22 protein-coding genes are annotated in these 25,786 nt (G+C 68.8%); 10 read left to right on the forward strand and 12 right to left on the reverse strand.

Annotated features, from left to right (window positions below):
* The first annotated feature begins 41 nt into the window (after positions 1–41).
* The 7 genes from rnpA (at position 42) to ACIHFD_RS60040 (ending at position 6,737) form a co-directional block, all read left to right on the forward strand.
* The gene (rnpA, locus tag ACIHFD_RS60010) at positions 42–383 is read left to right on the forward strand and encodes a ribonuclease P protein component (RefSeq protein WP_397374601.1); all 342 of its coding nucleotides are present in this window, start codon (positions 42–44) and stop codon (positions 381–383) included.
* Positions 380–661, forward strand: a complete 282-nt coding sequence (gene yidD, locus ACIHFD_RS60015) for a membrane protein insertion efficiency factor YidD (RefSeq protein WP_319718238.1) — start codon at positions 380–382, stop codon at positions 659–661. Before rnpA ends, yidD begins: the two co-directional genes overlap by 4 nt.
* A gap of 4 nt (positions 662–665) precedes the next feature.
* Positions 666–1,589, forward strand: coding sequence for a membrane protein insertase YidC (gene yidC / locus ACIHFD_RS60020; RefSeq protein ID WP_363978790.1), 924 nt, complete (start codon positions 666–668; stop codon positions 1,587–1,589).
* 20 nt (positions 1,590–1,609) lie between these two features.
* Positions 1,610–2,098, forward strand: a complete 489-nt coding sequence (locus ACIHFD_RS60025; protein WP_350724222.1) for a R3H domain-containing nucleic acid-binding protein — start codon at positions 1,610–1,612, stop codon at positions 2,096–2,098.
* Positions 2,099–2,391: 293 nt separating this feature from the next.
* Positions 2,392–3,063: a 16S rRNA (guanine(527)-N(7))-methyltransferase RsmG gene (gene rsmG, locus ACIHFD_RS60030; RefSeq protein WP_357746441.1), complete on the forward strand. Its 672-nt coding sequence runs from the start codon at positions 2,392–2,394 to the stop codon at positions 3,061–3,063.
* 137 nt (positions 3,064–3,200) lie between these two features.
* Entirely contained in the window at positions 3,201–4,127 is a 927-nt protein-coding gene (locus ACIHFD_RS60035) for a ParA family protein (RefSeq protein ID WP_397374587.1), read from the forward strand.
* A 1,647-nt stretch (positions 4,128–5,774) separates the two neighbouring features.
* Positions 5,775–6,737, forward strand: coding sequence for a ParB/RepB/Spo0J family partition protein (locus ACIHFD_RS60040; protein ID WP_397374588.1), 963 nt, complete (start codon positions 5,775–5,777; stop codon positions 6,735–6,737).
* 660 nt (positions 6,738–7,397) lie between these two features.
* Here ACIHFD_RS60040 and ACIHFD_RS60045 read toward each other — a convergent pair.
* The 3 genes from ACIHFD_RS60045 to ACIHFD_RS60055 all read right to left on the reverse strand — a co-directional run bounded on the left by ACIHFD_RS60045 (position 7,398) and on the right by ACIHFD_RS60055 (position 12,272).
* Entirely contained in the window at positions 7,398–8,444 is a 1,047-nt protein-coding gene (locus tag ACIHFD_RS60045; RefSeq protein ID WP_397374589.1) for a threonine aldolase family protein, read from the reverse strand.
* 915 nt (positions 8,445–9,359) lie between these two features.
* The gene (locus tag ACIHFD_RS60050; protein WP_350724212.1) at positions 9,360–10,316 is read right to left on the reverse strand and encodes a D-alanine--D-alanine ligase; all 957 of its coding nucleotides are present in this window, start codon (positions 10,314–10,316) and stop codon (positions 9,360–9,362) included.
* A gap of 630 nt (positions 10,317–10,946) precedes the next feature.
* Positions 10,947–12,272 carry a PLP-dependent aminotransferase family protein gene (locus ACIHFD_RS60055; RefSeq protein ID WP_397374590.1) on the reverse strand — a complete coding sequence of 442 codons (1,326 nt, stop codon included), beginning with the start codon at positions 12,270–12,272 and terminating at the stop codon, positions 10,947–10,949.
* 176 nt (positions 12,273–12,448) lie between these two features.
* Between ACIHFD_RS60055 and ACIHFD_RS60060 the strand changes: the two genes are divergently transcribed.
* Positions 12,449–13,066 (forward strand): GNAT family N-acetyltransferase, encoded by a 618-nt coding sequence (locus ACIHFD_RS60060; RefSeq protein WP_350724210.1) that lies wholly within the window; start codon positions 12,449–12,451, stop codon positions 13,064–13,066.
* A gap of 149 nt (positions 13,067–13,215) precedes the next feature.
* Here the strand turns inward: ACIHFD_RS60060 and trxA are convergent, their stop codons facing one another.
* The 8 genes from trxA to ACIHFD_RS60100 all read right to left on the reverse strand — a co-directional run bounded on the left by trxA (position 13,216) and on the right by ACIHFD_RS60100 (position 22,143).
* Complete coding sequence (gene trxA, locus ACIHFD_RS60065; RefSeq protein ID WP_397374591.1) at positions 13,216–13,530, reverse strand: thioredoxin; 315 nt, start codon at positions 13,528–13,530, stop codon at positions 13,216–13,218.
* A 14-nt stretch (positions 13,531–13,544) separates the two neighbouring features.
* Positions 13,545–14,477, reverse strand: coding sequence for a thioredoxin-disulfide reductase (trxB, locus tag ACIHFD_RS60070; protein ID WP_355192883.1), 933 nt, complete (start codon positions 14,475–14,477; stop codon positions 13,545–13,547).
* A 133-nt stretch (positions 14,478–14,610) separates the two neighbouring features.
* Positions 14,611–15,507 (reverse strand): anti-sigma factor family protein, encoded by an 897-nt coding sequence (locus ACIHFD_RS60075; protein ID WP_397374592.1) that lies wholly within the window; start codon positions 15,505–15,507, stop codon positions 14,611–14,613.
* The gene (gene sigM / locus ACIHFD_RS60080; RefSeq protein WP_357746462.1) at positions 15,497–16,132 is read right to left on the reverse strand and encodes an RNA polymerase sigma factor SigM; all 636 of its coding nucleotides are present in this window, start codon (positions 16,130–16,132) and stop codon (positions 15,497–15,499) included. The genes ACIHFD_RS60075 and sigM overlap by 11 nt, the downstream gene beginning before the upstream one ends.
* Before the next feature lie 15 nt (positions 16,133–16,147).
* Positions 16,148–17,659, reverse strand: coding sequence for a protein kinase family protein (locus ACIHFD_RS60085; protein ID WP_397374593.1), 1,512 nt, complete (start codon positions 17,657–17,659; stop codon positions 16,148–16,150).
* 166 nt (positions 17,660–17,825) lie between these two features.
* Positions 17,826–19,433, reverse strand: coding sequence for a murein biosynthesis integral membrane protein MurJ (gene murJ / locus ACIHFD_RS60090; protein WP_397374595.1), 1,608 nt, complete (start codon positions 19,431–19,433; stop codon positions 17,826–17,828).
* A complete protein-coding gene (locus tag ACIHFD_RS60095; RefSeq protein ID WP_397374596.1) occupies positions 19,430–21,595 on the reverse strand; it encodes a DUF6049 family protein in 2,166 nt (721 codons plus the stop codon). Before ACIHFD_RS60095 ends, murJ begins: the two co-directional genes overlap by 4 nt.
* A gap of 20 nt (positions 21,596–21,615) precedes the next feature.
* Entirely contained in the window at positions 21,616–22,143 is a 528-nt protein-coding gene (locus tag ACIHFD_RS60100) for a YbaK/EbsC family protein (RefSeq protein WP_364251967.1), read from the reverse strand.
* Between the two features lie 153 nt (positions 22,144–22,296).
* On the opposite strand from ACIHFD_RS60100, the gene ACIHFD_RS60105 reads away from it, so the two are divergent.
* Entirely contained in the window at positions 22,297–23,697 is a 1,401-nt protein-coding gene (locus ACIHFD_RS60105; protein ID WP_397374597.1) for a CCA tRNA nucleotidyltransferase, read from the forward strand.
* On the opposite strand, the gene ACIHFD_RS60110 is transcribed toward ACIHFD_RS60105, so the two are convergent.
* Positions 23,648–24,952 carry an MFS transporter gene (locus tag ACIHFD_RS60110; protein WP_397374599.1) on the reverse strand — a complete coding sequence of 435 codons (1,305 nt, stop codon included), beginning with the start codon at positions 24,950–24,952 and terminating at the stop codon, positions 23,648–23,650. The two genes, ACIHFD_RS60105 and ACIHFD_RS60110, sit on opposite strands and share 50 nt — an antisense overlap.
* Positions 24,953–25,058: 106 nt before the next feature.
* Here ACIHFD_RS60110 and idi point away from each other — a divergent pair, with 106 nt between their 5' ends.
* A complete protein-coding gene (gene idi, locus ACIHFD_RS60115) occupies positions 25,059–25,643 on the forward strand; it encodes an isopentenyl-diphosphate Delta-isomerase (protein ID WP_355192895.1) in 585 nt (194 codons plus the stop codon).
* Positions 25,644–25,786 lie beyond the last annotated feature (143 nt).

The raw sequence follows: 25,786 nt of genomic DNA on the forward strand, positions 1-25,786 counted from the left end.
GCGGGCGTTAGGCGTATACGGTGCTGTCCCGTCACTCCCGCATGCAGCGCGGGGAAGAGTTCGAGGCGGCGGTCAGGCGCGGTAGGCGCGCTGGTCGTCCGACTCTGGTGGTGCATTTCGCCACTTCGGGGGAAGAGTCCCCTCGAGTGGGTTTCGTGGTGAGCAAGGCCGTAGGCGGCGCCGTGACCCGGAACAAGGTCAAGCGACGGCTCCGACACCTGATGCGGGACCGTCTCGACCGGCTGCCGCGAGGTAGCCTGCTGGTGGTACGCGCCAATCCACCGGCCGCGTCCGCGCGATTCGAGCTTCTGGCCGCCGAGCTCGACTCCGCACTGGAACGTTTGCTCAGGCGGCGCGAGTCCTCGACGGGTGGACAAAAATGACGGAGCAGCCGCAAGGGGTGACGCCGAGCCTCGCCGCTCGGGCGCTGATCATCCCGATCCGGTTCTACCGGGCGTTCATCAGCCCGATGCTGGGTCCACGCTGCCGTTTCTACCCGTCCTGCAGCGCGTATGGACTCGAGGCGATCGCCACGCACGGAGCGTTGCGCGGCATTTGGCTGACTGTCCGGCGCATCGGGCGGTGCCACCCATTCCATCCCGGAGGTATAGACCCGGTGCCCCCACGCCCGGTCCGGTCCCACGAAACGCAAGGGAGATAGCTCGGTGGAGCTGTCCTGGCTCAACTGGCTGTACACAGCCGTCGCCCAAGTCATTACCTGGATCCACCAGGCATACAGCACGGTGCTCGACCCGAACAGCGGCTTGACCTGGGCGCTCACCATCATCACGCTGACCATCTGCATGCGGATCCTGATCTTCCCGCTCTTCCTCAAGCAGATGCGCTCGTCGCGAAAGATGCAGGAGCTGGCGCCGAAGGTCCAGGACCTCCGCAAGCGCTACAAGAACGACAAGCAGCGCATGAACCAGGAGGTCATGGCGCTGTATCAAGGTGCGGGCGCCAACCCCCTCGGCGGCTGTCTCCCTGTCGTGGCCCAATTCCCGATCTTCATCTCGATGTTCACCGTGCTGCGGGCGATCGCGGCGGACCAGCCGAAGTTCGGGATGACGCAGGAGCTGGTCGACAGCGCCAAGCATGCCCTCATCCTGGGCGCCCCGCTTCCCGCCACGTTCTTCGAGGCCGCCCAGGTCAGCGAGAAGATCATCATCGGTTGCTTCGTCGCGATCAGCTCGCTCACCACCTTCCTCACCGTCCGGCAGAGCGTCACCCGCTCGATGGCCCAGATGCCGGACAACCCCATGGCGCAGCAGCAGAAGATCCTGATGTACATCTCGCCGCTGTTCGCCTTCTTCAGCCTGAACTTCCCCCTGGGCCTGATCCTCTACTGGGTCACCACCAACCTCTGGACCCTGGGCCAGCAGCACTGGTTCTACAGCCGGCACCCGATGCCGCAGTTCGACGCCAAGGGCAACGCGGTCCCCATCGAGGTCAAGCCCGGCCTGTTCGCCAAGCTTCGCAAGACCACGCCCGAAGAGCAGGCGCCTCCGCCCCCGCCGGAGCCTAAGATCGTCAGGCAGCAGCCAAGCCGCCAGTCCCGCAGCAAGCGCACCGGCAGCAAGAAGTCTTGAACATGAAGGAGAGGCCGGCCATGACTGAGGCCGAGCAGGAGAAGGCTCCTGATCTCAACGCGCTGGAGCAGGAAGGCGAGATCGCTGCCGACTACGTCGAGGGCCTTCTCGACATCGCCGACATCGACGGCGACATCGACATGGACGTCGAAGGCGACCGCGCCATGGTCTCCGTCGTGGGGCTCAAGGGCAACGAGCTCGTCGGTCCCGGGGGAGAGGTCCTGGAGGCGCTCCAGGAGCTGACCCGCCTCGCCGTGCACCGGCAGACCGGTGAGCGCTCGCGCCTGATGCTCGACGTCGGGGGCTACCGCGAGCGGCGCAGGGCCGAGCTGACCAAGCTGGGCACCGAGGTCGCCAACGAGGTCAAGGACGGCGGCGAGCCCAAGTCGCTGCACGCGATGACCCCCTTCGAGCGCAAGATCGTGCACGACGCGGTGGCGGCCGCCGGGCTCCGCAGCGAGTCCGAGGGCGAGGAGCCACACCGCTACGTGGTGGTCCTGCCCGCCTGAGGGGTGTTACGCCATCCGATCCGGCCGTCTGCCCGCACGTACGCGTGGTGGACGGCCGTTTCGCATTTATGCTCTTTTATCCCTGTACGCATGTCGTAGCGCGCATTTATGCGCGCATGCCCCTTGTTAACGCTCCCCATCCGGACCGGGTCACCCGGACGGCGGCGTGCTGAAAGGTCGCCTTCAGACCGGCCCGCTAGTCTTCCACTGTGATCTCACCTTTAGCCTTGGGTAGAGACCACCCGGCTTCCCACCGAACAAGGGCCACCAGCCCCAGAAAGGGCCACCGACCAGTGAGCGATGAGCTTCCGGCGCCGCCGGACATAGCGCGGGACGTCTTCGCCGGGGAGGCTTGGGAACGCGCGAACGCGTTCGCCCAGCTGCTGGCGGGGCCCGGCGTGGTCCGCGGGCTGCTGGGTCCGCGTGAGGTGCCCAGGATCTGGGATCGCCATCTGCTCAACTGCGCGGTCGTGGCCGAGGCCGTGCCTCCGGACGTGCACCTGGTGGACATCGGCTCCGGCGCCGGGCTGCCCGGGCTCGTGCTGGCGATCGTGCGGCAGGACATCACGGTCACGCTCCTGGAGCCGCTGCTTCGCCGTACTGTCTTCTTGGAGGAGTGCGTCGAGGCGCTCAAGCTCGACAACGTCGAGGTGCTGCGCAGCCGGGCGGAGGAGCTGGCGGGCAAGCGCGAGTTCGACGTCGCCAGCGCTCGTGCCGTGGCGCCGCTCGATCGCCTGCTGAAATGGGCCATGCCGCTGCTCCACGAGGGTGGCGAGCTGATCGCCATGAAGGGGGAGCGCGCCGCCGAGGAGCTCGCCGAGGCGGAGTCCCAATTGCGGGCCATCGGGGCACGAACGGCCGAGCTTGTGACCGTCGGGCACGGTAAGGTCGAGCCGCCTGCAACACTGGTTCGGGTGGTAGCGGGTCGCACGCCGGAGCGAGCCAGGCGTCGACGAAGGAGGTGACGGTCGTGCCAGTCGCGTCAAGCGGTCTTGGTTGGCCGGACAGCCGTCCGTCCGAGAGTCCAAGCGGGGTTGGCTGGCCCGAAATGGGCGTGTCGCGACAGTCAACTCCTGGCACCGGCACACCACTGGTTGAAAGGATGGACATCGTGACCCAGACCCCCCTGAATCCCGGTGATTCGCCGTTGGTACGAGAGGCGCTCAGCTCAGTGGTTTCACGTGAAACATCCGCAACCCCGACGGCCGCTCAGACTCCCGACGGCGGGGACGGCACGTGGCCGCGTCCATCCAAGACCAGGGTGATCGCGGTGGCCAACCAGAAGGGCGGAGTGGGCAAGACCACCACATCGGTGAACATCGCCGCCGCCCTCTCCATGCATGGGCAGCGCGTCCTCGTGGTGGACCTCGACCCTCAGGGCAACGCCTCCACAGCCTTGGCCACCGAGCACCGCGGCGACGTGCCGGACGTCTATCAGGTCCTCGTCGACGACCTCCCGATGGCGGACATCGTCAAGCAGGTCCCCGACATGCCGAACCTCTACTGCGCCCCGGCCACCATCGACCTGGCCGGCGCGGAGATCGAATTGGTCTCGCTGGTGGCCCGTGAGGCCCGCCTGAGGCGCGCGCTGGCGGCGTACGAGGCGATCGACCTCGACTACATCGTGATCGACTGCCCGCCCTCCCTGGGCCTGCTGACGGTGAACGCATTGGTGGCGGCCGAAGAGGTCATGATCCCGATCCAGTGCGAGTACTACGCCCTGGAGGGCCTCGGACAGCTCCTCAGGAACGTCGACCTGATCCGGGCACACCTCAACCCGACGCTGAAGCTGTCGACCATCGTCCTGACGATGTACGACGGGCGGACCCGACTGGCCTCTCAGGTGGCGGACGAGGTCCGGTCGCATTTCGGCGACACGGTGCTCAACACGGTCATCCCCCGCAGCGTCCGCCTGTCGGAGGCGCCCAGCTATGGGCAGTCGGTGATGACGTACGACCCGGGCTCCAGCGGCGCGATGGCCTACATGGACGCCGCCCGCGAGATCGCCCACCGCGCCTCCGTCGCCTAACCCCCACCCCAGCACCACAACTCCCGCGTCCCGCCCACCAGGTCGGCCGCCACGCCCTCACCCGCCCACGCCCACACCCGGGCCCCTCCACACCCACCTTCCCGCCACAGCACCCACAACCCCGCCGTACGCAGCCACCCCGCCCACCGCGGCCTCGACTCACCTGCCCGCAACCCAACCCACCGGCCCCCGCCCTACCTCTTCCTGCTTCGACACGAGCAGCATCGAGCCAGGGCCCACGAGCATGCCTCCCCACCGATCACACGACTGCCGTAGAGGCACGAGCCCCAGGCACACCGAGACGACAGCACGCGCAAACGACAAGCCGCCGCCATAGGGCCAGCGCGAGCCAGCATCACGACGTCCCGGCGGCACAACCGGACAGGGGACACCGACCCCCGAGTGCGAGCGGCACAGCGAGAAGGCGATGCGACGGGCGGTAAAGGCGAGCCTGCCGGGACAAAAGGTGGCGAATGCTGGGTGACTGCAGGGAGGGTTGCCGAGAGCCTGCAGAGGCACAGCGAGTGCGGTTGCGGGCTGGCTAGGCGGAGTGACATTCGAACGTCTTACAACGGCATCCCCGCCTTGCCACATGGGCGTCTCGCGGCTCCGCCTTCCCAGCGGGCTCGGGCTGGCTGCCAGCCACCAGCGCAGGGTCGCCTCGGTAACCACCGCTGGCGTGATCACGCGGTGGCGTCTCGCTCGCCAGCACGGCCTCGGCGTCGAAGCGCGCCGTGCGGTGGCTAAAGGTGCCCTTGAGCAACGCGGCTGTCAAGCCGCGGCGTCTACGCGCAGCGTCGGCTGGACGAAGGCTCCCTAGGCACCGCTGGCGTCGAGCGTGACGTCTAAGCGCACTGTCCGATGGGCGTAAGCACCCGCGATCCCGCCGTTCTGCGGCCGCCTCGGCATCCCGGATTATGGCGATGGGGGGATGCTGAAGAACCCTCACGCCGAGCGGAGCTGCCCCCTGGGCCGAGGCCGTGCTGTGCAAGGCGGTGAAGCGTGGGACGGTGAGGCGGCGGGAGGGGGGAGTGGCGAGGCGGTGGGACAGGAAGGCGGGACGGCGGCGAAGCGGTGGGGCAGCGGGATGTCGGGGTGGCGAAGCGGCGCGGCAGCGAAGCTGTGGGACGGCGAGGCGGCGGGACGGTGAGGCGGCGGGACGGTGAGGCGGTGAAGCGGTGGGACAGCGGGACGGCAGGACGGCCGGGTGGCGCGGCAGCGAGGTAGTGGAACAGGGAACCGGGACGATGCGGCGGCGAAGCGGTGGGGTGGCGAAGCGCAGGGTGGCGAGGGGGCGCGGCAGCGAGGTGGTGGGACGGGGGAGTGATGAGGCGGGCCGGCGACATGATGAGATCGCACGGATGCGGAGCAGTGAGATGGAGGAGAAAGGTGGTGAGGGCGTTGGGACAGGCCTGCGGGGGAAGCGCGTTCAGGCGCGGCGTGGGGCTCTTGACCGCGGCGGCGGGTCGTGTGGTGGTGGCGATTGTCTCGAGCGTGAGATGGGCTCAAGTCAGTCGTTCGGTTGGTTTGTGATCGTGTCGGTGTAAATAGAACCGGGTGGTGTGTGGCGAGGGGGCGCCCCGTTGCGCGCACGACGGTAACCTCTCCTGGAGTGACCGGAATCGGCCGGGTGGATGAGGAGACGCAGTGAGTCAGCAGCGGCGGGGATTGGGCAAGGGGCTCGGGGCGCTCATCCCGACCGGTCCCATCGTTGACGGAACGGGAACGGTACCGGCCCCGTCGAACGGTTCAACGGCGGAGACCGGCCCGAGGCCGATCGCTGGCGCGTACTTCAAGGAGGTCGCGCTGGACGCGATCGTCCCCAACCCGCGGCAGCCGCGTGAGATCTTTGACGGGGAACGCCTCGAGGAGTTGGCGGCGTCCATCCGCGAGGTCGGTCTGCTGCAGCCGATCGTGGTCAGATCAGTTGGTGGTGGCCAGTACGAGCTGATCATGGGGGAGCGGCGCTGGCGGGCGTGTCAGCAGGTCGGCTTGGACCCGGTGCCGGCGATCGTCCGCAACACTCAGGACGATGATCTCCTTCGGGACGCCCTTATCGAGAACCTTCAGCGTGAGCAGCTGAACGCCCTTGAAGAGGCTGCGGCCTATCAGCAACTCCTCGATGACTTCCAGGCGACGCACGATCAGTTGGCGCAGAAGGTCGGCCGCTCCCGCTCCCACATCACCAACACCCTCCGCCTCCTGAACCTCCCGCCCGAGGTTCAGCAGAAGGTGGCCGCAGGGGTTATCAGCGCCGGTCACGCTCGAGCCCTCCTCGGCCTCGGCAGCGCTGACGAGCAGATCGAACTGGCCAAGCGGATCGTGGCAGAGCTCCTCTCGGTCCGGGCGGTTGAGGAGATCGTCGCGATGGGGAGCGCCAAGGCCGCCACGAAGCCCGCGCGTGAGCGCCAGGCGCCCAAGCCCACCGCTCCCGGTCTTACTCACCTCGCCGATCGCCTCTCGGACCACTTCGAGACCAAGGTGAAGGTGGATCTGGGCCGCCGCAAGGGACGCATCGTCGTTGAGTTCGCCACGATCGACGACCTTGAGCGGATCATCGGCACGATGGCACCGGAAGCTGTCCGCGCGATGCGGGAGTCCGAAGACTGACGCTGTTTCACGTGAAACCGTCATTGCTAGCCGATCGGCTCCTGCCCGCTGGCATCCTCGCGTACGGGCGCTGCGGCGGTGACGGCCAGCGAACCGTTGAGTCACCCGGTTCGGATTGCTGTTTCACGTGAGACCGCCGCGGACGGTTCGCCGGGCCGCTGTTTCACGTGAAACCGTCGCTGCCTACCGACCGACCTCCCGGCCCCTAGCGGCCTCGCGATGGACGTCGCGGCGGTGCCGGCGGACGAGCGATTGACGTGCCGGGTCCGGATTCGCTGTTTCACGTGAAACCGTCATTGCCGGCCGATCGCTCCTGGCCGCTGGCATCCTCGTGTACAGGCACTGCGGCGGTGACGGCCGACGAACGGTTGAGGGCGCTCGGTTCGGATTGCTATCTCACGTGAGACCGCCGCGGATGGGTCGCCGGGGCCGCTGTTTCACGTGAAACCAACGCCAAGTCTCGCTTCGGGTGGCCGATGTTTCACGTGAAACGAGGTGCTGGGTTGGTCGAGGGCTCGGGTTGGCAGATCGTCTTACGGGCGGCAGTTCTTCGGGGTGAGCGGTTCTTGGGGGGCGTTTCACGTGAAACATGGAGCCGTGGCGCGCTGCTGAGAAGGGCGATGTGTTTCACGTGAAACGGCGGGCGGCGTGGGCGCGAGGCTACGCGGCGGCGGCCTTGTGGAGGTCGTCGAGGAAGTCGTCCACGTTCTCCGGCGTCGTGTCGAAGGCGGTCATCCAGCGAACGATGCCAGCGCGCTCGTCCCAGTAGTGGAACAGGTAGCGTCCTCTGAGGGTCTCCGCGACGGCAGGTGGGAGGACGGCGAAGACGGCGTTGGACTGGACCGGGTGCGCCAAGGAAACGCCGGGCACATCGGCCAGACCGTCCGCCAGGCGGGCCGCCATCTTGTTGGCGTGAGAAGCGTTCTCGCGCCATAGATCGTCCGTCAGAAGCGCCGAAAGCTGAGCTGAGATGAAGCGCATCTTCGAGGCGAGTTGCAGCGACTGGCGGCGGAGGAAGGGGACAGCGGGCCCGAGCGAGGAGTCGAGGACGACGACCGCCTCGGCCGCCAGAGCGCCGTTCTTGGTGCCGCCGAAGCTGAAGACGTCCACCCCGGCGTCTGTCGTGATGGCCTTCAGATCACAGTCGAGGAAGGCGGCGGCGTTCGCGAGTCTGGCGCCGTCCATGTGGAGCCGTAGACCCGACTCGTGTGCCGCCTCCGCCACGGCGGCGATCTCGGCGGGGGAGTAGCAGGTGCCGAGCTCTGTGACTTGGGAGATGGAGACCACCGTGGGTTGGGACTCGTGGGGGTTGCCGATCCCGCCCAGGCGGGACTTGATGTCCTCCGGGCGGAGCTTGCCGTCCTCGGTGGGGATCGTCATCAGCTTGACACCGAGCAGGCGTTCTGAGGCTCCTGCTTCATGCGTGGCGATATGGGCGCTGTCGGCGCAGAGGATCGCGTCGTAGCGGCCGAGCATGAGGGCCAGCCCGACCATGTTGGCGCCCGCGCCGTTGAGCACCGCGAAGCCCTCGGCGCCCGCGCCGAACACTTCCTTGGCCCTTTCCTCGAACGCTGAGGTCCAGTTGTCATCGCCGTAGGCGGGCGCGTCTCCGTGGTTGGCTGAGGCGATGGCTTCGAGGATGGTCGGGTGAACGCCGGCGTGGTTGTCGCTGGCGAAGCTCTTGGGGTACATGGAATCGATCAGCACACGGTAAGGCTACTTATCTGCCCTCAGCCCGGCGCCCGGGCATCCGTCGATCGATCCCGTTCCACGAGGCTGTGGATCCGGTGGGGGCTACCTCGTCCGCGCGTTCTGTGGATGGGCTGGTGATGAACGGGAGGCGTGCGACCTAGATGCGGCCGGCGCTGGCACGCCCGCGTGCGCTCTTCCTCTGCATGGTGGCCGGCGCCCGTGGTGGCTCAGCGCTGGAAGGCGAGGATGGCGGCGGAGAAGCGCTAGGTCTCCCGCCGATAGGGGCCAGGGCCTCGCCCGTGTAGAGGCGGCCAGAGGGGCGGGGTCGCCCTGGCCAAGCGTGCGTGGCGCTCCACTCCAGCAAGCGTTGCGCCGCTGCGGTCCGTGCCGGGAGGAAACTCGCTCTGAGTCGTGTGCTGTCTCAAGGACTCAGCCACTCCGCCGGAAGCGGTCCCGAACCGACCGGGCTCTCGGATGCCCACCTTTGGGTCGGCGATGGTGCCGGTCGTTCGTCTTCCGGGGTGGTGGTGTTGGTGGTCGCTCGCCTCCGGGTTGGCCGTGCTGTCGGACGTCTGTCTTTGCGTCCGCTGTGATGCTGACCGTTCGCCTCGGTGGTGGTTGCCTTGCTGCCGGACGTCTACCTGTGTGTCGGCTGTGGTGCCGGTCGTTCGCTTTTGGGTGGTCGTGCTGGCGGTTGCTCGGCCTCGGGTTGGCTGGCCGTTGGGCGCTTGCTTCCGGGTCGGTCTTCGACGTCGGCTTTCGGGAGGGGTGTGCTGGCGGGCGCGCGGACTCGAGCTGATTTTTGAGTTGGCCGCGCTCGGGTGAATGGGAACGGGTTGCCTGTGAGGTGCAGTCACGGGTGGCGCCTGGAAGCCCGGGACAGGCGCGCGCTGACTAGGCGGCTGTAGAGGAGGCGGCAGGGAGCGGTGGTCAGGTGTGGGCGCGGGTGGCGGCGTTTTGGAGGAGGGTGCGGCAGAGGTCACCCAAGTCCTGGCCGGCGGCTTCGGCGGCCATCGGGAGGAGCGAGGTCTCCGTCATCCCCGGGGCCACGTTGACTTCCAGGAAGTGCGGGATGCCGTCGGCGTCGACGATCAGGTCCGTACGGGAGATGTCGCGGAGACCAAGAGCCGTGTGGGCGGTCACCGCCGTTTCGGCGCACGCCGCGGCCGCCTGGGCGGAGAGACGGGCAGGGGCGAAGAACTCGGTATGTCCGGCCGTGTAGCGCGCCGCGTAGTCGTAGACGCCCTCGTCCGGGACGATCTCCACGGCCGGCAGAGCCTCCGGGCCGTTGCCGAGGTCCACGACGGAGACCGCCACTTCCACGCCATCCACGTACTGCTCGATCAGCGCCGTGTCGCCATACGCGAAGCAGCCGACCATGGCGGCGGGGAGTTCTTCTGCCGTGCGGACGATCGAGGCGCCCAGCGCCGAGCCGCCTCGGGCGGGCTTGACGAAGAGGGGCAGGCCGAGGCGCTCGATGATGCGCCCCAGCACCACCGTGGCGCCGAGGTCGTGGAACGTCTCCTTCGGCAGGGTGACGGACTGCGGCGTCCGCAGGCCGACTGAGCGTACGACGGCCTTGGCCGTGGGCTTGTCGAAGGCCACTCGGCACGCGTCCGGGTCGGCGCCTACATACGGGACGTTGAGAAGCTCGAGGACGGAACGGATCGCGCCGTCCTCGCCCGCGCCGCCATGGAGGGTCACGAAGACCGCGTCCGGCGGGTCCGCGAGGATGGAGGGCACGAGGGACGCGTCGGTGTCGCGGGCCTCCACGTCTACGCCCGCCGCACGCAGCACCTCGCTGACTCGGCGACCGGAGCGCAGGGACACCTCTCGCTCATAGGAGAGACCTCCGGCCAGCACGAGCACGTGGCCCAGATCGCTCATCACATCTCCTCCGCTGATCGCACGCGCCGCTGTCCAACCGTACCGCCAAGCCGCAGTGAACTGGGCGGTGGCGGGGCTTGGGGAAGGACAGCGCTCAGGGGGCCCTGCCTATGGGGCGGCAGGGCGATGGTGGTGCCTGGAAGGGGCAGGCGGCGATGGTGCGAGTGTCCGGAAGGGGCGGGGCCGAGGGTGCGCCAGGGTGGTGGCGGGTGGACTCCGGGATGGCGCGCGTGGGGGAGGGTGAGAGACGGTGGTCAGGAAGGGAACGGTGCTCAGGCTGCGGCTGTGTCCGTGAGGGTGCGAGGCCACGGTGGTGGCTGTTCACGAGCGGGCGTGAGGCGCGCTGGTGGTGGTGCGTGAGCGGGATGAGGCGCGTAGGTGGTGGTGCGCGAGCGGGCGTGAGGCCAGGGGGGTGGCGGTTCTCAGGCGGGTGTGAGATCGGGCAAGGGGTGGCTGGCCCGGGGGAGTATGTGGAGCAGGGGTGGCCAGGTTTGAAGAGGGGTGGGTGGAGCGGGGCCTGGCTGGTCCTGAAGAGGGTGATCAGTGCAGGGGGTGGCCGAAGTCCGGAGGACCGGGCTTGGTGGGGCCGGCGGAGCGGTGAGGCGGCGCCGGCCCCCTTGGAGACGGTGGTCAGGCCAGGTCGGGGCCGGGGGTGTCGACGCCCTGGTGGTCGCGGGCCGAGCTGGTGCCGAAGGTGTCCCTCAGCTGCATCTCCTGGTCGATCACGCCGGCCAGCCGCCGCACTCCCTCCCGGATCCGGTCCGGCTCGGGGAAGCAGTACGAGAGCCGCATGTGCCGCGCCCCGCTCCCGTCCGAGAAGAACCCGGTCCCCGGTACGAACGCCACCCGCTCGGCCACCGCCCGCGGCAGGATGGCCTTCGAGTCGAGCCCTTCGGGAAGGGTCGCCCACACGAAGAAGCCGCCCGCGGGCCGCGTCCAGGTGACCTCGGGCGGCATCAGGGATTCGAGCGCGTCCAGGAGCGCGTCGCGGCGCTCTCGGTAGAGCTCCCTGAACGTTTTGATCTGCTCCCGCCAGGGCTGCGTGGCGAGGTACTGGCCCACGGCGAGCTGGGTGAACGAGGAGTGCGACAGCACGGCCGACTCCATGGCCAGCACGAGTTTGTCGCGGATGGCGTGCGGGGCCAGCGCCCAGCCGACGCGGAAGCCGGGGGCAAGCGTCTTGGAGAACGACCCCAGGTAGACCACGCCGTCCGGGTTGTCGGCGCGCAGGGCGCGCATGGGCTCCCCGTCGAAGCCGAGCAGTCCGTACGGATTGTCCTCGATGATCAGCACTCCGGCCCGCTGGCAGATGTCGAGCACCTGCTGCCGTCGGGCGATGTTCAGGGTGACGCCGCCCGGGTTGTGGAAGGTCGGGATCGTGTAGAGGAACTTGATGGGAGCCCCGGCCGTCTCCAGCGCGTAGATGGTCTGGGCGAGGGATTCGGGCACGATGCCCTGATCGTCCATGGCGATATGAACGACCTTGGCCTGATAGGCGGCGAATGTACCCAGCGCCCCCACGTACGACGGCCCTTCGGCGAGCACCACGTCGCCCGGGTCGATGAAGATCCGGGTGATCAGGTCGAGGGCCTGTTGCGAACCGACGGTGACGACCACGTCGTCCGCCCCGGCGTTGATCCCCTCCAGCCGCATGACCTCGCAGATCTGCTCGCGCAGGTGCGGGTCACCCTGGCCGGAACCGTACTGGAGCGCGACGGGGCCGCGCTTGGTGACGAGGTCGGATACCAGCTCGCCGACCATGTCGAGGGGAAGAGCCGTGACGTACGGCATGCCGCCCGCGAGCGAGACCACCTCGGGCCTCGACGCGACGGCGAAAAGAGCTCGGATCTCGGAGGCGACCATCCCGGTAGCTCGCGCGGCGTACCGATCGACGTAAGCGTCGATGCGCGACCCTTGGGTCGCGGGTGCCTGACCGTGATCCAGCTCTCCTGTCACGGCCCACCTCCTAGGTGTCATATCGGACTGAAATACCAGATTACGCTAACCGGACATGTCGCCCGTGACGGGCTCGACCGTCGTGGTGTCCGCTGGCGGTATCTTCACTGGGCTACGATGCCACCTGTGGACGCGGTTTTCGCGCGCTTTTCCGGGTCAACGACAGGGGGCCGTAGTTGTCGCGTCGGCTGGTCAACATAACCCTGGACAATCTTGAAGATCTGCCCCATCGCTGCAGGCGGTGCGTGTTCTGGGAGCTTGACCCCATGAGCGGGGAGCGGGCGGTTCGGTCGGGGGATCCTGGGCTGGAGAAGGAGGCGTGGCTCTCCGGCACGCTGCTCGAGTGGGGCAGTTGCGGGAAAATCGCCTATGTCGACGGGGTGCCTGCCGGGTTCGTGCTCTACAGCCCGCCGCTCTACAGTCCCCGGTCCGTGGCCTTCCCCACCTCGCCGGTCAGCGCCGACGCCGTGCTGCTGATGACCGCGCACATCATTCCGGAGTTCTCGGGTGGCGGGCTGGGTCGGATGCTGATCCAGGGCGTGGCCAAAGACCTGACCAGGCGTGGCGTGAAAGCCATTGAAGCTTTTGGCGACCTCAAGTGGGAAGAGCCTAGTTGCGTAGTTCCGGCGGAATACTTCCTTTCTGTTGGTTTTAAGACGGTTCGTCCGCATTTGCGTTTTCCGCGGCTCCGGCTGGAGCTCAAGACCGCCGTCTCGTGGCGTGAGGACGTCGAGGTGGCTTTGGAGCGACTCCTGGGCTCCATGAGTCCGGAACGGGCGCTACGTCCCGTCTGACGACCGCACAGGGCCGTACAAGCGGCTGCACAGGGCCGTACAAGCGGGGCCGTACAAGCGGGGCGGTACAAGCCGCCGTACAAGACCGGGAGAACGCGAAAGCCCCCCGCCAGAGGCGGGGGGCCGGGCGCGCGCCGCGGGAGGGCGGGCTAGATGATGCCGTCGAGCTCGCGCAGCAGCATGGCCTTCGGCTTGGCGCCGATGATCTGCTTCACGACCTCGCCGTTCTGGTAGACGTTCATCGTGGGGATCTGGAGCACACCGTACTGGCGCGGAACGCCGGGGTTCTCGTCAATGTTGAGCTTGACGATCTCCAGCTTGTCGCCGTACTCCTTGGCGATCTCCTCCAGGATGGGGGCGACCTGACGGCACGGCCCGCACCACTCGGCCCAGAAATCGACCAGCACGGCCTTGTCGCTCTTGAGGACGTCGGCTTCGAAAGAGGCGTCGGTGACAGCCTTCACGGTGCGCTCCTTACTCACTTCTCGTTGTTCGCCAGCCAGCGCTCGGAGTCGAGCGAGGCCGAGCAGCCGGTGCCGGCAGCGGTGATGGCCTGACGGTAGGTGTGGTCGACAACGTCTCCCGCGGCGAACACACCGTCGATGTTGGTCTCCGTGGACGGCGAGGCCACCTTGATGTAGCCGTCCTCGTCGAGGTCGATCTGCCCCTTGACCAGATCGGTGCGCGGGTCGTGCCCGATCGCGATGAACAACGCGTCGGTGGCCAGCTCGCATTCCTCGCCGGTCTTGACGTTACGCAGCCGCACGGCCTCGACGCGGCTGTCGCCGAGCACGTCGACGACCTCGGAGTCCCAGACGAAACTGATCTTGTCGTTCGCGAGCGCCCGCTCCTGCATGATCTTGCTGGCGCGCAGCTCGCCGCGGCGGTGCACCACCGTCACCATGCGGCCGAACCTGGTGAGGAACGTGGCCTCCTCCATCGCCGTGTCGCCGCCGCCGACGACCACGATGTCCTTGTTGCGGAAGAAGAAGCCGTCACATGTCGCACACCAGGACACGCCATGCCCGGACAGGCGCTTCTCGTTCTCCAGACCGAGCTCGCGGTAGCCGGAGCCCATCGTCAGGATGACCGACTTGGCGTAGTAGGTGTCGGTGTGGGTCTTGACGACCTTGGGGTTCGCCTCCAGGTCCACCTCGACCACGTCGTCGGTGACCAGCTCGGCGCCGAACCGCTCGGCCTGCTTGCGCAGGTTGTCCATGAGGTCGGGGCCCATGATGCCGTCGGGGAAACCCGGGAAGTTCTCCACATCGGTGGTGTTCATGAGGGCGCCGCCGGCTGTCACGGAGCCCTCGAAGACCAGCGGCTTGAGCTCGGCGCGCGCGGAGTAGACGGCCGCGGTGTAGCCAGCTGGGCCGGATCCAATAATGATCACGTTACGAACGTCGCTCAACGCTCCCACGCCTTCCTCGTCTGCTGTTGCACCGGCGTCAACAGATCCTAGGCCGCCCTGATTCCCTGCCCTACACACAACGCTCGCACAAAGCGAAAGAGCCCGCCGAGGCGGGCTCTGACGTGTATGTCCTTTACCAGCGGCCCAGTGTGGGCTTACGCAGGTTCTTGCAGTTGAACGGGTCGACGATGTCGATGCGCAGCCTCTGGCTGGCCTTGTCCTTCCACGAGGCCACGACGAGGGCCTCCTGGCCGTTGTACTGGCCCTGGTCGACCGCGTACGCCGGCAGCTTGGAGCGGCTCGAGACCCGCTTCACGCACTTGTCGACCTTGCCGTCGTCGTCGGAGCCGCCCTGCACCATGCGCTGGAAGCCGAACATGCCTTCGAGCGGCTGGCGCAGATCCTGGTCGCTGTAGTTGTGGCCGCTGTCGGTCAGCCCGTAGGACCTGGCCATCGTGGGGACCTTGGCCGGGGTCGAGGGGACCACGGAGGTCTCGGTCACGCCGCCGGCCATCACGTCGACGCTGCCGCCCCCGCCGCCGCTCGCGAGCAGGCCGGTGGAGGCCACCGCCGTGCCCACCACGGCGACCGCCGCCGCGGCCGCGATCGCGGGCATCGCCCATCGGCGTCTGCGAGAGGGCTTGGCTGGGACGATCGTGCCGTCGTCGGAGACGACGCCCAGCCGCACCGGCTCGGGGGCCGCCTCAGCGGCCACCTCGACCGGTCGTTCCCACGGGGCGTCCCGCATGAGCTCGTCCCAGTCGGGCGCCTCAACGAGGCCGACACCTCCCCGCCGGAACTCCGCCTCGGCGGCCAAAGCCTTGTCGATGCGCAGTGCGACGCCCATCGGCATGGCCGGTGTGGGGGTCGCCGCGAGCACCTCGCGAACCGCCGCCAGGTCTGCCAGTAGCTCCCCGCATGGGTCGCAGACCGCGAGATGCTCGCGGACCCGGCGCGCCGTGTCGACGTCTAGGAGACCCTCGGCCAGCTCGGCCAGGATGTCCAGATCGTAGTGCGTATCACCCGTCACGAAGTTCTGCTCCCTTCGCGGATGAGACGCGATTGAGGTCCGATCGGTTCCGCAGATGGGAAAGAATTGGGGCAAGTTTCGCGCGCCCTCGAGCGCACCGGCTCTTGACCGTTCCGCTCGGCACTTGGAGCACCTGAGCTGCGTCTTCGACCGAATAACCCATCATGTCGACGAGGACGAGAGCCGCCCGCTGGTCGCTGGGCAGGAGTTTCAATGCGGCCGAAACCTCCATGGAGACTTCGCGTTCGACGGTCTGGTCAGGTAGGGGGGACTCGCGCTCAGCGGCCTCGATCAGCTCGTCGTCGGCGACGGGCCTGACCGATTTACGGCGCATCCTGTCGAGGCAGGCGTTGACCACGATCCGGTGGAGCCAGGTCGTGACGGCCGCCTCGCCGCGAAACGTGGCGGCCTTGCGATATGCGGAGACGAAGGCGTCCTGCACGGCGTCGGCGGCCTCGTCGGGGTCACCGAGCGTACGCAGGGCGACCGCCCACATGCGGTCGCGGTGCCGTTTGACGATTTCGCTGAAGGCGTGAGGGTCCCCGTTGATGTGCGCGGTCAGCAGCTCGGCGTCTGTGATCGCCGGCCGCTCCGCTGCTGAGGGTGTCTCGGGTGGGGAGTTCACAAGAGAGATTCCTGGTTATGCCGATCCGGGAGAGTGCACCACTACTTCATAGATGGTGCCATGAAACTCGCCGCCATCCATCGGAACCCGGGTAAACCAGATCAAAACGTACTGTCCAGTTGCCGGTTGATCAGGGGTAAGAGTGGTTTTACCTGCGGCGTTCTTCGCGGTCGCCACCGTCTTCAGTGCGGACAGATCGGGCGAGTCGCCCACCCTGAGCTCGACGGACGCGCCCGAAGCATCGGACAGCGTAGCGACCACGTCGCTGATCTGCATGGACTTGCCCATGTCGAGCAGCAGGCCGACGCCCTTCTTGAGATTGCCCAGGTCGGCGCTGGTGTAGCGCTCCGTCTTCCACAGCGTGCCGGGCTTGCCGTCGATGGCCAGGTCGGCCATCTCGGGCTTCTCGTTGTTGTCGCCGAGCGGGTCGAAGCCCTGGGCCTTCTTCGGCTTGACGGTCTGGGCCTCGGCCGAGGCGGACGTGGAGGTGCTGGGGCTGGAGCCCGACGCCTCGGGCTTGGTCGGGCTGCCCAGACTGCGGCCGATCGTCCAGGCGCCGACGCCGACGGCCGCGATGACGAGCAGCACGACCAGGGTCATCAGCACGCGGTTGAGCGTGCTGCCGCCGCCCGCGGGACGGCGCGGCGGCGGGGGTGGGCTCTGCGGGACGGTGAGCTGCTGCCGGTGGACAAGGTCCAGGCCCTCGGTGTGGGAGGCGGAGGCCACCGCGGGGGTCGAAGGGTAGGCGATCGGGATCGGCATGGGCCTGGCCACGCCGGACAGCGCCTCGGCCACGTCGGACGGGCTGGCCAGCGCGCCCGTGCCCCTGCGGGACTCGGGCAGGCACGCGCGCACGGTCACCGTGTCGAGGTAGCTCGGCACGCCGGCGGTGACCTGCCGGGGCGTGCAGAAGTGGCCGTCGGTCATGGGGGCCGCGGGCAGGCCGCCCTCTTCCTCGTCGCCCGGCCAGTGACCGGTCAGCCCGGCGTACAGCAGCCGGCCCAGCCCTTCGGCGTCGTCGAGCGCCGGCTGGTCGGTGGTGAGCCCGTACAGGGTCGCGTCGACGGCCACGCCGAGCACCTTGACCGTGTTGCCCGTCGTCCACACCAGGTGGGAGGGGCGCAGGCACAGGTGGTAGAGCTGGGCCTCGTGGGCGTGCGCGAGCGCCTCGGCGGCCTCGGCCACCAGCCCCGCCGCGCGCTCGGGCTCCAGCGGGCCGGAGGCGAGCAGGTCGGTCAGCGACTCGCCGGTGACCCACTCGCTGACGACGTAGGCGGCCTTGTCGTCCTCCGCGGCGTCGAAAACCTGCGTCAGGCGCGGGTCGGTCAGCCTGCTCGCGGCGCGGGCGGCCGTGACCACCTCGTGGACGCGGGGGAAGTCGGGCGCGAAGGTGTGGACGGCCACGGGACGCGCGAGGATCTCATCGATTGCTTTCCAGAGCGTGGCTCCGTCGGACTCGCTGACGCGGTCCTCGAGCCGGAAGCGCTCGGCCAGACGGGTGCCGGGTTCGACGGCCGACGTGCTCACAGGTTCACTCCGCTTGGCCGATCGGGCGTGTTCATGACTCGACTCACCTGCGTGGTGGTGTCCCACGAAGGCACGCTATGCCGGGTGGATCCGCCCACGCCCCTCCTGCTTCCATTCGCGCGTGTCGGGCTCCATGTTAGTGCCGAGTGGATTCGGCCCGCGTTCTTTACCGGCCTACCCGCCCAGCGACCATCCCAACGATGGAATTGACCTCGGGGATGCGCATTCTGTGCGCGACGCCTAGATAGAGCAGCAACCCGAGGCCCCCGCCGACCGCGAGAACGATCAGCGAATTGACGAACCCTAGCCCGGCGAACACCCCCGTGACTACCCAAACCGCCGCGAGCGCCACCACAGCGGTGGGAAGAGCCGCCAGATACATCCTGGTCAACGCCATGCCGATGGTCCAGCCACCCAGTCCTCTGACACGGCGGCTGGCCAGCAACCACGCCCCGACCGCGCCCAGCGCGTACGCGACGGCGTACGCGAGCGCCAGCCCCATCACCAGGTACCGGGCCGGCAGCAACGCGTTGAACACCAGCATGAGCGCCGCGTTGGCCGCCGTGGTGGCCGCGCCGATGAACACCGGCGTACGGGTGTCGCCGAAGCTGTAGAAGACCCGCAGCAACAGCTGGAACAGCGCGAACGGCACCAGCGCGAGCCCGTAGACCTGCAGCACGTTGCCGATGTAGACGGCGTCCGCGACGCTGTTGGCGCCGTGGCCGTAGATGGGCACGGTGATCGCCGGCCCGAGCACCATGAGCAGCAGCGACACCGGCACCATCAGCGAGCAGATCAGCCGCACGCTCGACCCGAACTCGCTCCGCACGTCGTGGAAGCGCCCCTCGCCGACGGCCCGGCTCATCCTGGGCAGCATCGCGGTGATCACCGAGACGCCGATGACGCCGTACGGGAGCTGGAAGAGCTGGAACGCCAGCGTGTACGGGCTGATGCCGTGCCCCTCGACCACGTCGCCGGCCGCGCTGGCCAGGTTGGTGGTCAGCATGAAGCCGAGCTGGGTGACGATCACGTAGCCGATCGTCCAGACGCCTGCCCTGGCCATCTCGCCCAGCCGCGCGTTGCGCACGTCGAAGCGGGGCACGAAGACGAACCCGACCCGCTTGAGCGCCACGATCAGGATGACCGCCTGGGCCACGATGCCGGCCGTGGTGCCCAGCCCGAGCAGCGCCATGTCGCCGGTGCTGATCTGCTCGATGTTGTCGCGCTCGCCGCCGACCATGGCGTACGCCAGGAACACGCAGATGACGACCAGGTTGTTGACCACCGGCGCCCACATGGGCGCGCCGTAGCGGTCGCGGGTGTTGAGGATGGCGCCCGCCACCGCGCCCACGCCGAAGAAGGCGAGCTGCGGCAGGATGAAGCGGGCCAGCGTGACCGCGACCTCGAACTTGGGGCTGCCCGGCGCCCAGTCGGTGTAGAGGTCGATCAGCAGCGGCGCGCCGAACACCGCCACCACCGCGACCACGATCAGCGCCACCCCGGAGAGCGTCAGCAGCCGCTGCTCGTACGCCCGGCCGCCGTCGGCGTCGTGCTGCTGGGCCCGGACGATCATCGGCACCACGACGCTGCTCAGCACGCCGAGCAGCAGCAGGTCGAGGATGCTGTACGGGATCGCGTACGCCGCGTTGTAGGAGTCGCCCAGCGCCTTCGTGCCGATGGCGTAGGCCAGCACCATGGTCCGCACGAACCCCGTGACCCTGGACACCATCGTGCCCGCGGCCATGATGGCGCTGGCCCGAAGCATGCGACTCATACGATCTTATTCTCCCGGGTCTTGGCCGCGTGCGCGAGCTTCCGCTCCGACCTGCGCCGCAGCACTCGCATCACCACGGCGGCGAGCATCACGGTCAGGGCGGCGCCCACGATCACCGAGGCGATCCCGGTGTAGCCGGTGATGCGGATGGTCAGCCGCTGCGGCTTGCCGTACGGCTGGTTGTCGGAGGTCTTGAGCTGCACGGTCACCGTCGCGTCGCCGCTCGTGCCGGCCGCGGCGTTCATCGGTACCTGGACCGTGCCGCTCTGCCGCGGGCCGATCTTCATCGGCCCGCGCTGGTCGAAGTTGACCTGCAACAGCTCGGGGTTGTTGGACGTGACGTCGATGTAGAGGGCGATCTGCACGCCCAGCTCGTTCTTGACGCTGATCGGGACCGCGCCGTTGCTGCCCGCCAGCGTGCGCGTCCAGCTGGGGCCCGCTCCGGTGATCTGGATCCTGTCGGTCTGGTCCGTCACCGCCTCGCGGACCAGCTTGGTCACCGCGCGGCCCGCGCGGGTGCTGTTGCGCCAGGCCGAGGAGGTCAGCCGGAGGACCGCCGCGTCGAAGCTCGACGGCGTCTTCGTTTCGGTGATCAGGGAAGTGAGCTGCGCATTCGACGCGATGCCCTTGACCGGGTCGAGGTACTTCGCGGTCAGCTCTTCCTTGCGGTCCTGGTCGCTGTAGGTCAGCCCGGCGCGCGGGACCGACAGCTTGGTCGGCTTGATCGACTCCAGCGGGGTCAGCCGCAGCCACGGCAGGTTGTCCGCGGTCTTCATCAGCGCGTTGACGAGCGTGGGGTTGGGGTCCCACCGGCGCGACGGGGCGATGACGAGGGACCTGGGCGAGGTCTGGCCGGCCTCCGCGGCGATCATGGCGGTCTCGGCGATGAACCGCTGCGTGCTGAGCAGCACGGACGTGGGCGCCGCGGGCTCGAACAGCTTGCTCAGCTCGGCGTCCGCGACCAGCGCGGTGACGGGCCCGTTCACCGAGTCGAGCGTGGAGGCGGCGTCGGGCGAGAACGGCACGGGCGGCTGCGGCGGCAGGTTGGTGGAGTTGAGCAGGACCGTGTCGACCCGTTCCTTGCCGGCCGGGAGGCTGACCGAGAGCAGGTCGAGCGCGTCGGCGTCGAGCACGCCCGCGGGCGGCCAGTTGATGTTGGTCTTGACCTCGCGCTGGAGCAGCGCGGCGGCCTTCTGCCTGCCCAGCTCGATCGCCCGGCCGGTCTGCGTGTCCAGCCCCTGGTGCGCGAGCGCGGCCACGTCGGGATCGGCGTACGGGACCGCGACCACGGGAGAGTCGGCCAGCGCGGTGCGCATGGTCGTCAGCCAGCTCGCGGCCTCGGGGTTGGCGGGCTTCTCCTGCGTCTCGTCCTTGACCTTGACCAGGTACTTGTTCTTCATCGCGTCGAGGTCGTCGAGCAGCGAGGGCTCCATGAACCAGGTGACGGCCTTGGGCGCGGCCTGCGCGATGCGCGCCAGGTCGGCCAGGCGGCCCTTGCCGGTGATCGACTGGCTCAGCTTGTCGTTCACGAACAGCGGCGTGCGGGTCTTCGGGTCGACGTCGGTCCCGCGGTGCGGCTGGTCGATGACGGGCAGGGCGATGGCCAGCTTGTTGCGCGGCAGCTTCGGCACCGAGGGCGGCGCGTAGGTCAGGTACGTGCGCTGCGTCATGACCTGCAGGCCGTTCTGGACCACCTCCACGGCCACCGGGTAGACCCCGAACGAGCCGTAGCCGAGCTGCACGGGCGTCGCGGTGAACTCCCATCGCGCCTGGGCGCCGGCGGCCAGCGCCGGGATGTCCATGAACGAGCTCAGCGAGGCGCGGAACGGCAGCGTCGCGGGGTTCTGGTCGGTCTGGTAGGCGGCCATGGTGACGCGGTCGGGGAGCTTCTGCGGCGTATAGCGCAGGCGGACGCGCAGGCCGCTCTGCGGCGCGCCGCTGTCGTTGCGGAGCGTGCCGGTGAACTTGATCACATCGGTCTGCGCGGTCGGCACCTGAGGCGAGATCGACGAGATCGACACGGCCAGGGTCTGCCTGCTCGCCTTCACGGACGTGGTGGCAGCCGCGCCGGGCGCGGTCGCCACCACAGTGAGGGCGAGCAGCGCGGCGAGCAGCGTGGCCTTACGGATCACGCGGATGCCCGAGCTGGAGGACGACGACACACGCCCGCAATGGTACGGGCTCAGTGCCGCCGCGCGACCGCCTCACGTGTTCCTTTCGCCCTGAGGTCGACCATCTTGCCTGGCAGGAGTGCGATCAGGTCGAGTGCGCGCAGGGTCAGGGCGGTATGCCGTTCGCCGGTCGCGGTGTAGACCGGCCCGTCGTCGGCCAGGAAGTCGGCCGGCAGCCGGTCGTCGATGAACTTGGGCAGCGGCTCGGGCAGGAGCAGCGGGCACACCAGCCCGCTCGCGTAGTCGGTGGCCGCGTTGACCACGTGGACCGGAGCCGGTCGCACCCGGCGCACGCCCAGCACTCCGCCGACGGCTCCCACCGGTGGCGGCGCCGACACGGGGGTGGTGACCGCGATGACGACCTCGCGGCCGACCCTCGTGGCGACCTCGAGCACTGTGACCATCAGGCACCTGCTCGGTGCAGCGGAGACCGCCTCAGGCAGATCTTCCGCGCATGTCATGGGACGCGGAAGGCGTACGATCTCATGATGGACCTGGTGGGCGAGGAGCCAGCGGTGGATCGCGAGGGCGTCCTTCATATAGTCCTCCTTGCCTCGTTCCCTGGCCCCCGACGGTCCTTGGACCGACGGTAACCCGGACCTGGTGTGGCTCGGGGGATATGTTCCGGAATGCTCCCAGAAGGACCTACCCGCTTGTCCGACTCAACTCTGACTGACAGCCAACGGCGGGCCATGACGGACCTGTTCCGCAAGATCGCCCCGGTGGCCGACGAGCTCGGCCGCCTGTTCGCCGCGCAGGGCCACGAGCTGGCCCTCGTCGGCGGCCCCGTACGCGATCTGCTGCTCGGCCGCATCGGCAACGACCTCGACCTGACCACCGACGCCCGCCCCGAGCGGGTCCTGGAGCTCGTCAGGGACTGGGCCGACTCCGTGTGGACCATCGGCATCGACTTCGGCACGGTGGGCCTGCGCAAGGGCGGCTGGCTGATCGAGATCACGACGTACCGGAACGAGTCGTACGACCCGAAGTCGCGCAAGCCCGAGGTCATGTACGGCGAGACGCTCGACGAGGACCTCGAACGGCGCGACTTCGCGGTCAACGCGATGGCGGTGCGGCTGCCGGGCCACGAGTTCGTCGACCCGTACGGCGGGCTCGACGACCTGAAGGCCAAGGTGCTGCGCACGCCGGGCACCCCCGAGCGGTCCTTCGGCGACGACCCGCTGCGCATGCTGCGGGCCGCCAGGTTCGCCTCGCAGCTCGGGTTCGGGGTGGACGAGGGCGCCGTGGCGGCGATGACCGAGATGGCCGGGCGCATCGAGATCGTCTCGGCCGAGCGCATCCGCGAGGAGCTTGACAAGCTCGTCTGCGGCGCCAACCCGCGCGAGGGCCTGCGGCTGCTGGTCGAGACCGGGCTGGCCGCGCACGTGCTGCCCGAGCTGCCCAAGCTGCGGCTGGAGATCGACGAGCACCACCGGCACAAGGACGTCTACGAGCACACGCTGACCGTGCTCGACCAGGCCATCGCGCAGGAGGAGGACGGCAAGCCCGACCGGATCCTGCGCTGGGCGGCGCTCCTGCACGACATCGGCAAGCCGAAGACGCGCCGCCACGAGACGGGCGGGCGGGTGTCGTTCCACCACCACGAGGTGGTCGGCGCGCAGATGACCAAGAAGCGCATGACGGAGCTGAAGTTCCCCAAGGACGTGGTGGCGGACGTGGCGCGGCTGGTCGAGCTGCACCTGCGCTTCCACGGCTACGGCACCGGGGAGTGGACCGACAGCGCCGTACGCCGCTACGTGCGCGACGCCGGCCACTTGCTGGACCGGCTCCACAAGCTGACCAGGGCCGACTGCACCACGCGCAACAAGCGCAAGGCCACGGCGCTGTCGCGGACCTACGACCAGCTCGAGGAGCGCATCGCCAGGCTCGCCGACGAGGAGGAGCTGGCCAAGATGCGGCCCGAGCTCGACGGCAACGAGATCCAGCGGGTCCTCGGCATCGGGCCGGGGCCGGTGGTGGGGCAGGCGTACAAGTTCCTGCTGGAGATCAGGCTCGACAAGGGCATGATCGGCAAGGAGGCGGCTACCGAGGCGCTGTTGGAGTGGGCGAGGTCGAACGACGCGGGCGTGTGATCATCCGGTACGCCAGCGCGGCCACGGGATAGCCGACGGCGGCGATCACGACGGCCGTGTAGGACTTGCCGTCGGCGGGCAGGATGGCCGCCGACAGGGCCGCGGCGAGGACGTACATGCCGTTGAAGAGCATGTCGTAGATCGAGAACGCCCGGCCCAGGTAGATGTCCTCGACGTCGCGCTGGACCGTGGTGTCGGCGCAGATCTTGACGCTCTGCCCGGCCACGCCCAGCACGAACCCCGCCACCGGCAGCCCCCACTCCTGGAACGGCAGCACCAGCGCCGCCGTCAGCAGCCCGGCCGTCGTCAGCGCGATCGGCACCCAGCGCTCGATCGTGAACCGCTCGGTGGCGTACGGGGTGATGACGACGGCGATGGCGTAGCCGACGCCGGAGGTCGCCACGACCAGGCTGACGCCGCTCAGCGCGGCGTCGGCGTCGCCGTTGTAGAAGTAGTAGCGGTAGAGGATGATGCCGAGCGCGGTGGCTATGCCGTAGAAGAAGCGGTGGGCGGCCATCGCGCCCATGGTGGAGGCCGCGACGCGGTGCTTGACCAGGTGCCTGGCGCCGTCCGTGAGGCCGCCGACCACGTTGCGCAGGGCCTCGCGCGCCTGCGGCCGGCTCGGGTCGGACACCGGGCCGAGCAGGCCGCGGTCCATCGTCCGCGCGACCAGCGCGCTCAGGCCGAACACCACGCCCGAGACGACCAGGAGCAGCGCCACGCCGTAGTCTTCGGCGCCGAACACCTTGCGCAGCAGGTAACCGAGCCCCACGCCCACGAACGTGACCACGGTGCCCGACGTGGGGACGACCGCGTTGGCGGCCATCAGCCGGTCGGCCGGCACCACGTGCGGCAGCGAGGCGCCGAGCGCGGCCAGGAAGAACCTGTTGACGCCCAGCACGGCCAGCGCCGCCCCGTAGAAGACCGTGTCCGGCACGTCGGCGGCGACCAGCGCCGCCGCGACCACCAGCAGCGCGCCGCGCACGATCGGCGCGATCACCAGGATCTGCCGTCGTGACCAGCGGTCGATGAACACGCCCACGAAGGGCCCGAGCACGCTGTACGGCAGCAGCAGCACCGCCAGCCCGGCGGCCACCGCGAGCGCCGTCGTCTTGGTCTCAGGGCTGAAGAAGGCGAACCCGGCCACCCCGAACTGGAAGATCCCGTCGGAGAACTGGGAGATCAGCCGGGTGGCGAACAACCGCCGGAAATCTTCGCCTCGAAGGACCACGCGTAGGTCGGCCACAAATGACACGCGGCCAGCCTAGCCCTCCACCCATCGCCTAGGATGCGCGAGAGTCGTGCTGCGCCAGGTGGGCCGTGGGTTCCGAACGGTCACCGTGTCTCGTACGCTTCATAGCGTGACGACTGAGGAACACGTTGTGCTGGTCGACCGCGACGGCCACGCACTCGGGACAGCGCCCAAGCTGGCGGTGCACGGTCGCGAGACACCCCTTCACCTGGCGTTCTCCAGCTATGTCTTCGATCACGAGAGCCGGGTGCTGCTCACCAGGAGAGCGGACAGCAAGCTCACGTGGCCGGGGATCTGGACCAACAGCTGCTGCGGCCACCCGCTGCCGGGCGAGCCCCTGGAGCGGGCCGTCGAGCGCCGGCTCTCCTACGAGCTGGGGCTCACGGTGGACCGCGTCGACCTCATGCTGCCGGCCTTCTCCTACCGCGCCGAGATGGCCAACGGGATCGTCGAGCACGAGCTCTGCCCGGTCTACCGCGTCACCGTGACCTCGCCCGTCGTCCCCAACCCCGCCGAAGTGGGGGAGACGATGTGGATGCCGTGGAAGGAGTTCGCGGAGGGGGTGCGCAACGGGCTGCTGGCCGTCTCGCCCTGGTGCCAGGAGCAGGTGCCGCTGCTGGCCGACCTCGGCGCCGACCCGCTGACCTGGCATCCCGCCTCGCCCGCCGAGCTGCCCCCGGCCGCCCGCCCGTAGACAGCGCGGCGGCGCCCCCCCGGGCCCCGGGGGGGGGGCCCCCGGGGGGGCCCCCCCCCCCCCCCCCCCCCGGTACTTATACACGTAGTGGCCGGGCGCCGGGTGCCCGAAAATCTTGGGGGGGGGCGTAATTAAGTAAGAGG

The organism is Nonomuraea sp. NPDC051941 (assembly GCF_044593615.1).

Coding starts and splice junctions, on each gene's coding strand:
- yidD (WP_319718238.1), top strand. CDS start 380: ATGACGGAGCAGCCGCAAGGGGTGACGCCGAGCCTCGCCGCTCGGGCG.
- ACIHFD_RS60100 (WP_364251967.1), bottom strand. CDS start 22,143: ATGAAGGACGCCCTCGCGATCCACCGCTGGCTCCTCGCCCACCAGGTC.
- ACIHFD_RS60025 (WP_350724222.1), top strand. CDS start 1,610: ATGACTGAGGCCGAGCAGGAGAAGGCTCCTGATCTCAACGCGCTGGAG.
- ACIHFD_RS60050 (WP_350724212.1), bottom strand. CDS start 10,316: ATGAGCGATCTGGGCCACGTGCTCGTGCTGGCCGGAGGTCTCTCCTAT.
- murJ (WP_397374595.1), bottom strand. CDS start 19,433: ATGAGTCGCATGCTTCGGGCCAGCGCCATCATGGCCGCGGGCACGATG.
- ACIHFD_RS60035 (WP_397374587.1), top strand. CDS start 3,201: ATGGACATCGTGACCCAGACCCCCCTGAATCCCGGTGATTCGCCGTTG.
- ACIHFD_RS60105 (WP_397374597.1), top strand. CDS start 22,297: ATGACGGACCTGTTCCGCAAGATCGCCCCGGTGGCCGACGAGCTCGGC.
- rnpA (WP_397374601.1), top strand. CDS start 42: ATGCAGCGCGGGGAAGAGTTCGAGGCGGCGGTCAGGCGCGGTAGGCGC.